At 60.1% G+C, this 13646-nt stretch carries 8 protein-coding genes and 5 pseudogenes; 1 reads left to right on the top strand and 12 read right to left on the bottom strand.

Annotation, left to right across the window (positions count from 1 at the left end; translation table 11 throughout):
• Positions 1 to 641: 641 nt before the first annotated feature.
• From BREU_RS00650 to gatC, 7 genes and pseudogenes are all read right to left on the bottom strand, one after another.
• A pseudogene (locus tag BREU_RS00650) lies at positions 642 to 2294 on the bottom strand (histidine-type phosphatase); the annotation flags it as partial.
• Between the two features lie 400 nt (positions 2295 to 2694).
• Positions 2695 to 3009, bottom strand: a complete 315-nt coding sequence (locus BREU_RS00645) for a DUF2469 domain-containing protein (protein ID WP_044089362.1) — start codon at positions 3007 to 3009, stop codon at positions 2695 to 2697.
• A 7-nt stretch (positions 3010 to 3016) separates the two neighbouring features.
• A pseudogene (locus BREU_RS12625) lies at positions 3017 to 3138 on the bottom strand (GNAT family N-acetyltransferase); the annotation flags it as partial.
• 171 nt (positions 3139 to 3309) lie between these two features.
• Positions 3310 to 4110, bottom strand: a pseudogene (locus tag BREU_RS00640) (GNAT family N-acetyltransferase); the annotation flags it as partial.
• A gap of 185 nt (positions 4111 to 4295) precedes the next feature.
• Positions 4296 to 5795, bottom strand: coding sequence for an Asp-tRNA(Asn)/Glu-tRNA(Gln) amidotransferase subunit GatB (gene gatB / locus BREU_RS00635; RefSeq protein ID WP_044089360.1), 1500 nt, complete (start codon positions 5793 to 5795; stop codon positions 4296 to 4298).
• Between the two features lie 30 nt (positions 5796 to 5825).
• Positions 5826 to 7376 carry an Asp-tRNA(Asn)/Glu-tRNA(Gln) amidotransferase subunit GatA gene (gene gatA, locus BREU_RS00630; RefSeq protein ID WP_044089359.1) on the bottom strand — a complete coding sequence of 517 codons (1551 nt, stop codon included), beginning with the start codon at positions 7374 to 7376 and terminating at the stop codon, positions 5826 to 5828.
• A gap of 5 nt (positions 7377 to 7381) precedes the next feature.
• A complete protein-coding gene (gatC, locus tag BREU_RS00625; RefSeq protein WP_044089358.1) occupies positions 7382 to 7681 on the bottom strand; it encodes an Asp-tRNA(Asn)/Glu-tRNA(Gln) amidotransferase subunit GatC in 300 nt (99 codons plus the stop codon).
• A 1096-nt stretch (positions 7682 to 8777) separates the two neighbouring features.
• Here gatC and BREU_RS00620 point away from each other — a divergent pair.
• Positions 8778 to 9746, top strand: a complete 969-nt coding sequence (locus BREU_RS00620) for a type IV toxin-antitoxin system AbiEi family antitoxin domain-containing protein (protein WP_044089356.1) — start codon at positions 8778 to 8780, stop codon at positions 9744 to 9746.
• 256 nt (positions 9747 to 10002) lie between these two features.
• On the opposite strand, the pseudogene BREU_RS12620 reads toward BREU_RS00620, so the two are convergent.
• From BREU_RS12620 to BREU_RS00600, 5 genes and pseudogenes are all read right to left on the bottom strand, one after another.
• Positions 10003 to 10335: pseudogene (locus BREU_RS12620) on the bottom strand (TrmH family RNA methyltransferase); the annotation flags it as partial.
• Between the two features lie 131 nt (positions 10336 to 10466).
• Positions 10467 to 10986: pseudogene (locus tag BREU_RS12615) on the bottom strand (RNA methyltransferase); the annotation flags it as partial.
• Positions 10987 to 10988: 2 nt separating this feature from the next.
• The gene (locus BREU_RS00610) at positions 10989 to 11618 is read right to left on the bottom strand and encodes an orotate phosphoribosyltransferase (protein WP_044089354.1); all 630 of its coding nucleotides are present in this window, start codon (positions 11616 to 11618) and stop codon (positions 10989 to 10991) included.
• Between the two features lie 107 nt (positions 11619 to 11725).
• A complete protein-coding gene (locus tag BREU_RS00605; RefSeq protein ID WP_044089353.1) occupies positions 11726 to 13177 on the bottom strand; it encodes a DNA recombination protein RmuC in 1452 nt (483 codons plus the stop codon).
• Between the two features lie 118 nt (positions 13178 to 13295).
• Positions 13296 to 13577, bottom strand: coding sequence for a metal-sensitive transcriptional regulator (locus BREU_RS00600; RefSeq protein ID WP_044089352.1), 282 nt, complete (start codon positions 13575 to 13577; stop codon positions 13296 to 13298).
• Between the last annotated feature and the right edge of the window lie 69 nt (positions 13578 to 13646).

The raw sequence follows: 13646 nt of genomic DNA, 5'->3' as shown, positions 1-13646 counted from the left end.
GGCGAGCTGCGGCACCATGACGGCGAGCACCACGCCACGAGAGTAGGCCTTGTTCGTGTGGCCGGACGGGAAGGAGCCTTCATAGGAGTTCTTCGGATAGTCCGGAGAATGAAGCTTGCCGTCGGAGCCAGAGCCTTGCCGTCCGCATCGGTGTTGACCTTGATGATGTCCAGGCTGGTGGGCAGCCCGGCGAGGTCGTTGGAGCCGGTGTTCTGGTTGAGGCCGGTGGCGTCATCCTTGATGGGAGCCCACGTGCTGCGGTCGGAGACGTAGGGTCGGGGCGACTGGTTGACATTCTTCGCGGGGTTGCCGGACCAGCCGTTGTTGTTCATGACCGCGGCCACCTTGTCCAGGCTGCCGTCGTTGTATCCCTGTGCGAAGTATTCGCCGATCACCGGGCCGAATCCGTCCTTGAAGGCGGTGGCCACGTCCTTGTCGGCGTCACGGTCGGAGAGCGCGCGCTGCTGCTGCTCACTCGGCGTGGCATCGGTGGCGCCTTCGGCGGCCTTGTTGTTGATGGCCACGACCTTCTCGTCGTTCTCGGCGAGCACCTGCTTGTTGAGCACCTTGCCGGCGCTCTTGAGCGTGCCGTCGTCATTGAACTGCGGGGCCTGCCAGTACGTGCCGAACTCGGAGACGAGGCCGACCAGCGGGTTGGAGCCGTCCTGCAGCTTGGCATTGTCGCCGGTGGTCTGGTGACCGGCTTCGAGGCAGCTCTTCAGCTCGGTGAGCTTGTACCAGGTGGAGCCATCAGCGATCGGCGTGCATTCGGAGCGGAAGGGGATCTCCTTCTCGTTGTACAGCATGCGCACCAGCGGCGTGTAGGCGCGGCCGGTCTTTGGGTCGTTGCCCGGCTTGACAGCCACATCCCACTGCACGTTGGCGGCCATCGGCGTCACGGACTCGCCTCGCCACTCGTTGTTGTCATAGGTGTAGACGTCCGTGGTGCTGGCCGGAGCCTGCTGGGTGGAACCAGGCAGGCCGAGCAGCGCGGCGAACGGCATGATGGTCTCGGCGTGGGCGAACCGGAAGGTCGCCACGGTGGAGCCGCCGTTCACACGCTGGTCGATGGTGTTGAAGAAGTCGTCCAGCAGCGGCTGGGCGATCTTGTAGGTCTCATCTTGACCGGTGTAGCTCGGGCCCTTCTCGTAGAAGTCCTCAGCGTCGAGCGCCCACGCGAACAGCCGCGCGTCGCTGGCCTGCTGACCTTGGAAGTACTGGTTGAAGTCGAAGGTATGGCTTCCGGTGTTCTCGTTCTGCATATCCGCAGCGATGATGTACAGATTGTACAGATCCATTGCGGCGTCGTATTCGGAGGCGATCTTCTTCTTGGCTTCGCCGCAGGCGTCCGCATCCTTGCTCGGATCGGCGCCCGGAGCGCAGTTGACGTCGCCGTTCTTGGTGCCGTCGGCGGTGTTGTACCACTTGTAGGTGCCGTCGGCCAGCTTGGCGAGGAAGTCGTCGGTGAAGATCTGGGACAGCAGATCATGGGAGGCGGTCATGACATCGGCGTTCTCGGAGATGGTCTCCTCGGCACCCGCGATGGTCTGGTCGTTCTCCACGAAGTTCTGGTAATCGTCGGCGATCTTCTTGGCGTCACCGGTCTTCTCGGTGCCGTCGGGGTTCTCGGCCTTGTGGAAGTACAGCGTGTTCGGCGTCTTGTCGAACACGGCGGCCTCGCCGGTGCCGGCAGGATCGGCCGGGTTCACCGTGCTGTTGGCCAGTTCGTTGTTCGAGGCGGTGTTGAATCCGCGGGCGAAGTTCTCGCCGGACTCGGTGGCGCGGGCCTCGCCGGAGGACTGGTAGGCGATCTTGCCGCCGTCCTGAGCGGCCTTGTCGAACAACGCCTTGTTGCGCTCGTAGGCGCGCGTGCCGATGCCCTGATGCTGATTGGCGCCTTGGCCGGTGAGCATGCCGTAGCCGTTCTGCACATTGGCTGCGGTGATGGCCGTCAGGTTCTTGACGAATTCATTCTTGATGGCGTCGGACTTGAAGCCATTGTCCTTGTCGGCAGCCTCCGCCATCTTCATCAGCAGGGCGTCGTACTTGTAGCTGGACAGACCACGTGAACCGTGGCGGGCCATCGATTCGGTGTACACCGTCTCATAGCCTTCAGGTGCCTTGCTGTAGTTCGCGGTGGTCTCGGCATCAGGAGCCACATACGGCTGCTTGCTGCTGTAGTACTGGCCGTCGATCTCCAATGCGGAGGCGGCGGGGGTGTTCAAGACGCCACCGGCCATCAATGTGGCGGCAGCTGCGATGCATGCGATGGATGCCTTGCATCCCTGGAAAATATGCTGTGCGTTCACGCGACATGTTTTATCAATCGCAGGCAAACAAGACACGCGTCCTATACGTTATCGGCCTGAATTTTCCCTGAGTATCAGGTGAACAATGGATGACAGGCAAGGCAAACCTGACATTCCTCCCCGCACCGTCAATGCCATCTCCGGTGGTCTGTCTCACGTAATTGAGGACTTCATCTTCTGTCTCTCCCCCAGTCAGCTTCGCTGACAGCCCGTCCTGCAATTACGGACGCGCTCCGCGCGCAGCCTGCTGGCTCGCCTGTCGGCTCGCACGTTGCCTACAAACAGCTCCGCTGTTTGCTTCACGGCAACGTCCATCAGAGGGGGCCTACGCCACACAGACAATTGTGAGATTGATCACTAGGCTGACGGTGCCGACTGCCTGAAACTAATTGATGTCGTCGGGAATGTCGATGTCGGTCTTCTGCACTTCCTCGACGTTGACGTCCTTGAAGGTCACGATGCGCACCGACTTGACGAAACGGCTGGAGCGATACACATCCCACACCCAGGCGTCAGTCAACTGCACATCGAAATACACGTCCTGCCCAGCGGAGCGAACGTTGAAATCGACCTTGTTCGCCAGATAGAAGCGACGTTCGGTTTCCACGACATAGGTGAACAGCTTGATAACGTCACGATATTCCTTGTACAGGGCGAGCTCGGCATCGGTTTCGTAATTGTCGAGATCCTCGGCGCTCATGCTGCTATCACCGCTCACTTTCCGTGTCACGCTTGCGGCCACGCCCAGCGTGCGCCACCAAGCTTCCTTCGAAGGCTTTCGTTCGTTCTGACCATATGGCCAGTTGCTCTCTTCTTCAGCGCTGAGGCGGGACTTCTCATGCGACGCTTCACCCGCAGCCTGCCGATGTTGAGGCTGCTCCACCGTACGCTGTCGTGCAGACGCGGTGGCCGTGTCTGCATCAGCACCGGTCCGGTTTTCGGCATCCTCAGCGTACTGATGACCCCCCTGTGATGCAGCGGCCTGCTCGGACGCGGTCTTCTGACGCAGCGCCACGGAATGCTCACGTGCGGCGAGCGCCTCCTGCACACCGGGATTGTTTTCGATGAGGTGCATGCCGAACGCTTCCAGCGATCGGATCGGATCGTATTCATCCACCAGCGTGTCCATGACGATCAGATCCTGATACTTGTTGTTTTCGGCGTCCCACAGGGCGTCGCGCGACGTGCCGGACGGTACGAAGCCCAACGACTGGTAGACGGAGATCGAACGCGTGTTCTTCTCCGGCACAGCGACCCAGATACGATGCATGCCCAAGCCGGCCGGCTCGGCGGCGAAACCATACGTCATCACACGGGGCATGGCGTCACGCGAGTAGCCACGTCCGCGATAGTCGCGACCAAGTACGATCTGAATGCGCGCGGAGCGGGACCAGCCATCAATGTCGATGAGGAAGATCATGCCGATCACATTGTCAGTGGCACCGGCGTCCGTCTTGCCGTCCTCGTCATGGTCGGCGTCGGTGACCACAGCCCAAGCGATGGTGCGACGCAGTTCCGGATCGCCCACGCCGGACTCCCCCGGAGTCCTGCCAGCCTCCCATGCCTGAGAGCGACGCACCCACGTATGAATCATGGCGCGTTCGGTGGCCGCATCCTTACCGGTGATCTTGGAAGCTCCATAAAAAGCATCCAGTTCGTCAAGACGAGGCAAATCCTCCACCGTGGCAGGACGCAGATGCACCATTTCGCCCTGGATAGGCGGAATGACGATGCTGTGAGGCAGGTCCCGCGCGACTTGCGCATCAACTGCCATGCTCAACGTCTCGTTGGTCTCAGTCATTTGGTGTTCGTCCCCTGTTTGTCGACTCACAACGGCTCTCGATTCAGTGCCGAACATATCCTACTCTGCTGGGTGAACGCTGGAAAGATGCTGGACTGGAAGGTTTTGTAACAAAACAGGCTGTATGTACGTAGCCATGTGACTGTTACGTACATACAGCCTGTTTCGGCTGTCCGCTTAACGGCTCAGGACTTGATCTTGCCCATGACCACCTTGGTGACGGCCTTGGCATCGGCCTGGCCTCGCGTGGCCTTCATCACGGCACCGATGATCACGCCCATCGGCTTCATGTTGCCGCTCTTGAGCTTCTCGACCACGTCGGGGTTCGCCTCGAACGCCGCGTCGACGGCCGCCTCGATGGCGCCGTTGTCCTCGACGATCTTGTAGCCGTGCTTCTTGACGACCTCATCCGGGGTGCCTTCGCCCTTGAGTACGCCTTCGACGGTCTGCTTGGCGAGCTTGTCGTTGAGCTTGCCGCTGGCGATGAGCTTCTCAACCTCGGCCACGTCGGCCGGGGTGATCGGCAGCTCCTCGAGGGAGACGCCCTTGGCGTTGGCGGCGCGGGACAGCTCACCCAGCCACCACTTGCGGGCGCCTGCGGCCTTGGCACCGGCCTTGACGGTCTCTTCAATCAGGTCAAGTGCGTCGGCGTTCAGGATGTCGCGCATCTGCAGATCCGTCAGACCCCATTCGGTCTTGAGACGGTTGCGGCGTTCGCGCGGCATCTCCGGCATCTGAGCCTTGATCTCCTCGATGTGCTCCTTGGTGATGTGGAGCATGACCAGATCCGGGTCCGGGAAGTAGCGGTAGTCGTCCGCATCGGACTTGACGCGTCCGCCTGCGGTGGTCTGCGTAGCCTCATCCCAGTGGCGGGTCTCCTGCAGGATGTCCTTGCCCTCGTCGAGGCGGGCGGCCTGACGGCGGATCTCGTACTGGATGGTCTTCTCGATGCCGCGGAACGAGTTCACGTTCTTGGTTTCGGAACGGGTGCCATACGGGGCGTCGGCGGACGGGCGCAGCGAAACGTTGACGTCGGCGCGCATGTTGCCCTGCTCCATACGGGCGTGGCTGATGTTCAACGCGCGTACGATGTCGCGGATGGCACGCATGTAGGCACCGGCGATCTCCGGAGCGCGGTCGCCCGCACCCTCGATAGGTTTGGTGACGATCTCGATCAGCGGCACACCGGCGCGGTTGTAGTCCACGAGGGAATGGTCGGCGCCTTCGATGCGGCCGTCGGCACCGCCCACGTGGGTGTTCTTGCCGGCGTCATCCTCGATGTGCGCACGTTCGATCGGCACACGGAAGACGGTGCCGTCCTCCAGCTCGACATCCAGGTAGCCGTTGCCGTTGGTCGGCTTGTCGTACTGGGAGATCTGGTAGTCGCGCGGCATGTCCGGGTAGAAGTAGTTCTTGCGGGCGAACTGGCTCCACTCGTTGATTTCACAGTGCAGTGCGAGACCAAGCTTGATCGCGTAGTCCACAGCGGCCTTGTTGACCACCGGCAACGAGCCCGGCAGCCCCAAGGAGACCGGAGTCAGCTGGGTGTTCGGCTCGCCACCGAACTCGATGTGAGCCGGGCAGAACAGCTTGGTGTTCGTGCTGAGCTCAACGTGGGTTTCCAGACCGAAGACCACATCATACTTCTTGGTGGCATCGGCGTACTTCATCAGTTTTTCAGCCATGATGTTGCTTATCTTTCCTTCCGATGCTTCTCACTTGTCCAAGCCGTCAAGCCACGGAGCCTTGAGGTCCTTCCAAATCGGACCATTCCAGTCATCCTCAAGCGCGGCCTCCAGTGCGGCAGCGGGCTTGTACATCACTTCGTCGCGCTGCTGCGGGGCGATGAACTGGAAGCCCACGGGCAGGCCGTCGTCCGACAGGCCGGCCGGGATGGACATGGCCGGAACACCGGCGAGGTTGGCCGGGATGGTGGCGATGTCGTTCATGTACATGGCCAGCGGATCGTCCATCTTCTCGCCGAACTTGAAGGCGGTCGACGGAGAGGTCGGAGAGACCAGAACATCGGCCTGTTCGAAGGCCTTCTTGAAGTCCTGGATGATCAGCGTACGGACCTTCTGGGCCGAGCCATACCAGGCGTCGTAGTAGCCGGCGGACAGGGCGTAGGTGCCGAGGATGATGCGGCGCTTGACCTCGTCGCCAAAGCCGGCCTCACGGGTGTAGGCCATCATGTTGGCAGCAGTCTGCGGCACGCCGGCCGGCGGCATGACGCGCAGGCCGTAGCGCATGCCATCGTATCGGGCCAGGTTGGAGCTCACCTCGGACGGCATGATGATGTAGTAGGCGCCCAGAGAGTAGCCGATATGCGGGCAGGAAACCTCGACGACCTCGGCACCCATCTCCTTGAGCTTATCCACGGCCTCGTTGAATCGAGCCTCGACGCCGGGCTGGAAGCCGTCGCCGCCGAGTTCCTTGATCAGACCGACCTTCAAACCCTTGAGGTCGCGCTTGGCACCCTCACGGGCGGCGGCAACCATCGGACGCGGGCCCTCGGGGATGGACGTGGAGTCACGGCGGTCATGGCCGCCGATGACTTCCTGCAGCAGGGCGGAGTCAAGCACGGTGCGGGAGACCGGGCCGATCTGGTCGAGCGAGGAAGCCATGGCGATGGCGCCGAAGCGGGAGACGCCGCCGTAGGTGGGCTTGACGCCCACGGTGCCGGTCAGGGCACCGGGCTGACGAATGGAGCCACCGGTGTCGGTGCCGAGGGCCAGCGGGGCCTCGAACGCGGCGACCGCGGAAGCGGAGCCACCGCCGGAACCACCCGGCACGCGCTCGGTATCCCACGGATTGTGGGTGGTCTGGTAGGCGGAGTGCTCGGTGGAGGAACCCTGTGCGAACTCGTCCAGGTTGGTCTTGCCGAGGATCGGCATGCCAGCAGCCTTGAGCTTCTCGATGACGGTGGCGTCATACGGCGGCACCCAGCCTTCGAGGATCTTGGATGCGGCGGTGGTCTCGATGCCCTTGGTGACGATCATGTCCTTGATGGCGATCGGCACGCCGGCGAGTTCAGGCAGTTCGGCCTTCTCTTCGGCGGTCTTGGCGTCGAAAGCGTCAGCCTGTTCGAGGGCCACGTCAGCGGAGACCTTCAGGAACGCCTTGATGGACGGTTCGGCGGCCTCGATCACCTTGAGATGGGCTTCGACGAGCTCGCGGGAGGTCACATCGCCTTTCTTGACGGCGGCGGCCTGCTCGGCGGCGGACAGCTTGACGAGATTTGCGGTTTCGTTGGTTACGGTGCTCATCAGGTTCACTCCTCGCTTCCCAGGATTCGCGGCGCCACGAACATGCCGGCCTCGGTCTTCGGGCCACCGGCAAGAGCCTCTTCCTGCGTCAGCGGGGTTTCGGCCACGTCCGGGCGCAGATAGGCCTCAAGCGGAACCGGGTTGGCGGTGGGCTCGACGTCGTCGGAGGCAACCTCCTGAACCTTGTTGATGGAGTCTGCAATGACGTTCAGCTCGCCCTGCAGACGGGTGATTTCCTCATCGGTGAGCGCGATTCGGGCCAAATCGCCCAAATGCACGATTTCTTCGCGTGAAAATGTTGGCATGCGCCCAACTATACGAGCGGTTTGTGACACGCGGCCATCAGGAAGATACGCATTTCGTCTGTCGGACTTCCATTGCCACTTCAGCGGACTTCCATCGCACTTCATTCGGTCATCTTCTATCAAGCGAAAGGAAATGCACAACAACCAGGCCGCATCATGTGTTCATGCGTTCATGCGTTCATGCGTTCATGCGTCCCTCTGCAACCCGTTGCCGCTCTCTCACCGGGGCAAATCCTCGGCCCAATCTGCACTCCACCCCGCTGGACGCCCCTGCCCCGACCTCAGACGCCCCCGACGGCCTCAGATGCCCCCTGACGGCCTCAAAACGGCCTCTTACCGGGGCAAAACCTCGGCCCAGCCCACAAGCCACCCCACTCACCGCCCACCACCGAAGCAAACCTCGCCCCAACCCATAATCCGCCCCACTCACAGCTCCCCAGAGAAGCAAATCCTCGCCCCAACCGCCGATCCGCCCACTCACAGCCTCTCAGCGAGGCATATTCTCGGCCCAATAGAGCAACTGCCTCATTAAAAGCACCCCAGCGAGGCAAAACCTCGGCCGCGTCAAGGAAACGCCCCTCCTACCACTCACCAGCGAAGCAGATTCACGACTCAACCGAGGAAACACCCCACTCACCGCCCGTCAACGGGGCAAATCCTCGGCCCAACCCATAATCCACCCCGCTCACAGCGTCCCAGCGAGGCATATTCTCGGCCAAACCCATAATCCACCCCGCTCACAGCGTCCCAGCAAAGCAAAACCACGGCCCAACCGCTAATCCACCCCACTCACAGCTTCTCAGCGAAGCAAAACCTCGGCCCAACCGATGATTCGCACCTGCCATCTACGCCATGCAAATAACAGGCATGACCTCCAGACACGGCCACGGCTGCAATCCAATCGAACGAATGAACGCATACACTTCGTCAAGCTCTAGCCAGTTATCCACATCCCCCGTTCCGGCAACGAACCCATATCAGTACAATTTGGCGGAATCATGCGGGAAACCACCATCGCGCGTTCATCAGCTGGAGCTCGGACCACATTGTCTGAAACACATAGACACCACCTCGACCGCAGATATACCGTCGAACCATGAAACATCACAAGGAAGTGGCCACTCTCATCGCCCAGGCCGAATCAGAACAGCGCTGCGCGTACGGAACAACCAAAGCCCACCGCTCAGCTCTGGCCCGTCGCGCACAAGCTCAGGAGCTGGAAAGAGTATTCCCCAACATGTATGCCAGACCGGACTACTGGGCTTCGCTACACCCGGATGAACGTACAAGGCATCGGGCACGAACCCTCCATCTCAAGCATCCGGATTGGGTGTTCGCCGGAATCACCGCAGCGGCCATCCATGGTTTTGACCATCAATGGCACCTTCATGCCGACTCCGTCACCATCACTGCGACAACACAGGGGAATAATGCCAGCACCACGCATGTGAAACGCATATTCGCATCGGATTGCACACCGGTGCGTATCGGCGAGCTGCCTGTCACCAGCAAAGCCAGAACCGTGGTGGATTGCGGACTGTCCACCGAATTCCGCTTCGCGTTGCCTGTCATCGATTCGGCATTGCGCAAAGAAGCCACCATTGCAGACATCCTGAATATCTGCAGCACCATGCGACGCGACTGCACACCACTATTCCGTTTGCTGCATTACGCCAACCCCGCAAGTGAAAACGGCGGCGAATCGCTTGGACGGGGGACGATCATCGAAGGAGGGCTCGCAGTTCCTGAGCTGCAGCAGGAAATCATAGACCCCCAAACCGGTGATTTGTATCGAGTGGATTACCTCTGGCGGTTGCCCACTGGGCGTACTGTCGTGGGGGAATTCGACGGCTTTGCCAAGTATGTCGATCCGGATATGAATAACCGAAAAGGCATTCGCGGCGCGGTTCATGCGGAGAAGGAGCGCGAAACAGGACTCTACCGAGCCGGAGTCGACACCATAGTCCGATTCACCTATGAAGATGCGCTGGCAATGAATCCACTGCTCAATAAGTTACGGGCGGCAGGCATACCTCAAGCCACGGCGGCAATGGGATCAGGATAATGGGTGGGGCAATCGGTGCGGCGAGGGACAATGCGGTGCGGTACAGCTGGATGGTGTTGGTTGCACAGTATGACACCAGTCATTATTCATATTCGCTTCCGGGCAACAGCGAGGCCACTGACCCATGCCAGTGCATTCTATGACAAGAGCATCAGTCCGGATTGCGACCACTGAAGGAATCCAGTTATTCAACTTGTTGGATTCTGCAGAGTTGTCTGCAAGATACTATCAATGCCCGCGCTCAGAGACCACGCTATTAGACGGATGCCGGAGCAGCATGCTGGGCGATCCATGCGTGCATGGCCACGGCCGCGGCAGCACCTGCGTTGATGGAACGCACCGAACCGAACTGGGAGATGTAGACCACATCGTCGGCCAGATCGAGGGCTTTTTGGCTCAGGCCCGGTCCTTCCGCGCCGAACAGCAGCAGGCAGCGCTTGGGCAACCGGTAGGTCTCCATCGGCACCGCTCCAGGAATGATGTCGAGTGCGATGATGCGTGCAGCTTCGAGTTCTTTGATGCGATTGTCAGCGGCCGCCAGCTCGGACATTGCTCTCTGTGTGGCGGATTGTGTGGCGGATTGCGCGGATGCGCCTCCTTCGCGGAAAGCATCTGCGATTGCGGATGATTGGAACGATGGCGTTTCGTCATGCGCAACACTGTCGTCGGGAGTTGCCGACGCGGTCTCACACTGCAACAGCGCGGATACTGAGCCTGCCGATTCGTGGATATGAATTGCCGCAGCAGCGGCTCGCGCGCGTTCGTATGCGATTTCGCCGGCGATGCGATTGCGCCAGCATTCCACCAGCTCGGCGATGGATGGATGATGCTCAACATGCTGGTACAGCTCGGTCATCAACGCGCCTTTGCGATTCCACTTGTGTGGACCGACGATATGCACGCGCCCGGCTTGGAAAGCATTGGCCGTACGCACCATGGACCCGATATTGAAATCATGGGTCCAGTTCTCTACCGCCACTTCGAAATCATGACGGCCGCGAGCATCCAGATCATCCTTGATGGCCTGTACGGACCAATAGCGGTATCGGTCGAGCACATTACGCCGGTCACCTTCATTCAGAAGTTCCGTATCAAAGTGGCGACTGTAGTTCGGGGATGCGGGATTGTCGGGCCGCGGCTCACCGGGGTGCGTTTCAGACCACGGTCCGAGTCCGATTTCGCGGAATTCCGGCTCGCCGGATGCCTTGGCAGCTAGGGAAATCTGGTTTGGCGCGTGCATGGTCAGCGAAGTTCGGATTCGTCGAACACCTGGACGAAGGGCAATTCCTTGCTGTCGCCGGTAGTCGGATTAACGACGTTGATGCTCTTCGCCCCGCCGCCCACGAGTGAGGCGATGGCCACCACCGAGCCACCCAGTTGGTCGATGATGCCGAAATCAAGGCCGAGCTCATTGCCGTTGCGCAACGTGACCAGCGAGCTGGTCTGCACATATGATTTCTCGGACAACCAGGCATCCAGAAGGACCACGCGACGGCCTTCAATAGACGGTCCCTTGATGGACGGGTAGACGAAGTCCATTACGAACCCGTCCAGATCCTCGCCTCGTGATGCCGCCGCCTGAATCATGGCGGATACCATAGGCACTGCCGCGGCAGTCAAAGCGCCGACCGCATCGAAATCATCAACCGAATATCCGGCATCTTCAAGCGCATCGATGAGCACATGTCCCATGACGGGTGCCGCATGATGATCGAACGTCACTGCCGACAGCTCGGAGAAGGGACGTCCCACCACATGCTGCTTCAGCAAGGTGGCGAGCAGCTCACGCGGTTCCAATCGTGAGAAGTCGGCATTGTTCGTCACACCGGCAAGATCCGGCGTGCCGGTAGGGCGGAATCCTGATTCAGTCATAGTGCAAGCCTATCTCTTGCGGCGGTCAGCATCCGCCTCCCGTGCTCAGTCACGATGGTCGGCGTTGATTCCATGGAACCTACACCAGCTCGTTTAAGCTGCTTCCCTCATGCTACGGTCATACGCTGCGCTGTCCCATCGGATTCATCATCAGACGGAACCACTTCGGGGGCCGATAGCTCGGCCACATTCCCCTTGTCCGAATCGATAAGAGGCGTCTCTTCAATCACCTTGGTGGGTTCGAGCTTCTGCAGTTTACGAGCCGTGGGCAGTACCCGACGTTCCAGACTGGACGCAAACTTGTTATATGCATTGACGGTCTTGGTAATCTGCGAACCCAGTTTGATGGCGTAATCTCCCAGCACAGCGAAACGCTCATACAATTCGCGGGACAGATCGAACAGTTGCTTCGCGTCATCGGTCAAGGACTGCTGCTGCCACGCATAGGCCACGGATTTCAGCACCGCCCAAAGCGTGACCGGCGATGTCAATGCAACCTTACGTGAGAACGCATCATCCATCAGCGTGGGATCGGCTTCAAGAGCCGCCTGCAGCAACGCCTCATTCGGGATGAACGCCACCACAAAATCCGGGGCGACATCAAAGGCATTCCAGTAGGCCTTCTCCCCCAACGCACGCACATGCTCACGCAACGCCTTGGCATGTGACCGCAGCAAATCGTTGCGCCGGGCCAGATCTTCCGGCCCCGCCGTCTCAGGAATCTCGCAAGCCCTTTGATAATCGGCATATGGCACTTTCGCGTCGATGGGAATGGTTTTGCCGCCAGGCAAATGCACGATCATATCCGGGCGCAGCGTACGTCCATCAGCACCGGTGACCACGACCTGAGTATCGAAATCCACATGCTCAAGCAGGCCTGCCGATTCCACGATGTTCTTCAGCTGCGCCTCGCCCCAAGCGCCGCGCACTTTGTTGTTCCGCAGCGCAGCAGACAGGGAACTGGTCTCCTTATCCAGACGAGCCTGCTGTTCGTTGAGCCCTTTGAGCTGAACGCCCAGCGCGCCCATCTCCTGTTTACGACCTTCCTCAATCTGCGTGACCTTGGTCTGCAACGCATCGAGGTTCTTGGCCACTGGAGCCAACGCCTCCAGCACCTTGCTCTGCTCTTTGAGCCGAGCCTCTTGCTCACGCCGTTTGACCTCGGCTGCCTCGAGAGCCGCCAGACGCTTTTCTTCAGCAGCCTTGGCCTCGGCTCGACGGCGTTCTTCGACCTCAGCGGCGGCACGCTCACGCTCACGCTGGATTCGGATCTGCTCCGCCTGCTGGGCCTGCGTCAACTGCGACTTCACAAAAGCAAGCTGCTGATTGAGTCCCTCAATCTGTGCCTGCGCTGCAGCATTGGCGGAGCGCAAATCAGCCGCCTCATTGCGGGCGGCCTGCAGCAGAGCCCTGGACTCCTCCAGCTCCTGCGTTTTGACGCCACGAGCCATTTCTTGACCTTTGTGGCGGCCGAACACGAAACCTGCAAGGAGTCCAAGCCCTGCACCAATCACCAATACCGCGATTACCAGAATCACGTTTCCCGTTTGTTCAAACATGCTTCCAGTATTGCATCGCTTTTCAGACAGGGAAAATTTTTTCCCTACCAAAAATCTGCGTGCACAATGGAACCACAGGAACCACATGCACCCCGACGGCAAAGGAGCGGAAACGATGCTACGACTTCACAAGACGCGCAATGGCCTGGGACGCCTCTGCCATTTTCTCCTCGGCCACAACACCGCCTTCGACGGAGGCCTGGCGCACGCAATGGCTGAGATGATCGTCCAGCAGCAGCAGCGCCACAGACTTCAGCGCGGAATTCGACGCAGAGATTTGCGTAAGGATGTCAATGCAGTATTTGTCGTCTTCCACCATCTGCTCAATCGCGCGCACCTGTCCCTCGACACGGCGAAGACGGGCCACGATCTTTGCTTTGTCACCGCTATACCCACGCATGTCTTCCGCCCTTTCTTTCCCCGTCAGCTGAACACATCCGATTATATACCTTATAGGGGTATTGGGTAT

Origin of the sequence: Bifidobacterium reuteri DSM 23975, assembly GCF_000741695.1 — a bacterium.
In the GTDB taxonomy this organism is placed as follows: Bacteria; Actinomycetota; Actinomycetes; order Actinomycetales; family Bifidobacteriaceae; genus Bifidobacterium; species Bifidobacterium reuteri.
This window is presented reverse-complemented; position numbering and strand designations above follow the sequence as displayed.

Bases quoted from the DNA above. Each gene is read 5' to 3' on its own strand.
- gatA (WP_044089359.1), bottom strand. From the start codon at position 7,376: ATGAGCACCGTAACCAACGAAACCGCAAATCTCGTCAAGCTGTCCGCC.
- BREU_RS00605 (WP_044089353.1), bottom strand. From the start codon at position 13,177: ATGTTTGAACAAACGGGAAACGTGATTCTGGTAATCGCGGTATTGGTG.
- BREU_RS00620 (WP_044089356.1), top strand. From the start codon at position 8,778: ATGAAACATCACAAGGAAGTGGCCACTCTCATCGCCCAGGCCGAATCA.
- BREU_RS00600 (WP_044089352.1), bottom strand. From the start codon at position 13,577: ATGCGTGGGTATAGCGGTGACAAAGCAAAGATCGTGGCCCGTCTTCGC.
- gatB (WP_044089360.1), bottom strand. From the start codon at position 5,795: ATGGCTGAAAAACTGATGAAGTACGCCGATGCCACCAAGAAGTATGAT.
- gatC (WP_044089358.1), bottom strand. From the start codon at position 7,681: ATGCCAACATTTTCACGCGAAGAAATCGTGCATTTGGGCGATTTGGCC.
- BREU_RS00645 (WP_044089362.1), bottom strand. From the start codon at position 3,009: ATGAGCGCCGAGGATCTCGACAATTACGAAACCGATGCCGAGCTCGCC.
- BREU_RS00610 (WP_044089354.1), bottom strand. From the start codon at position 11,618: ATGACTGAATCAGGATTCCGCCCTACCGGCACGCCGGATCTTGCCGGT.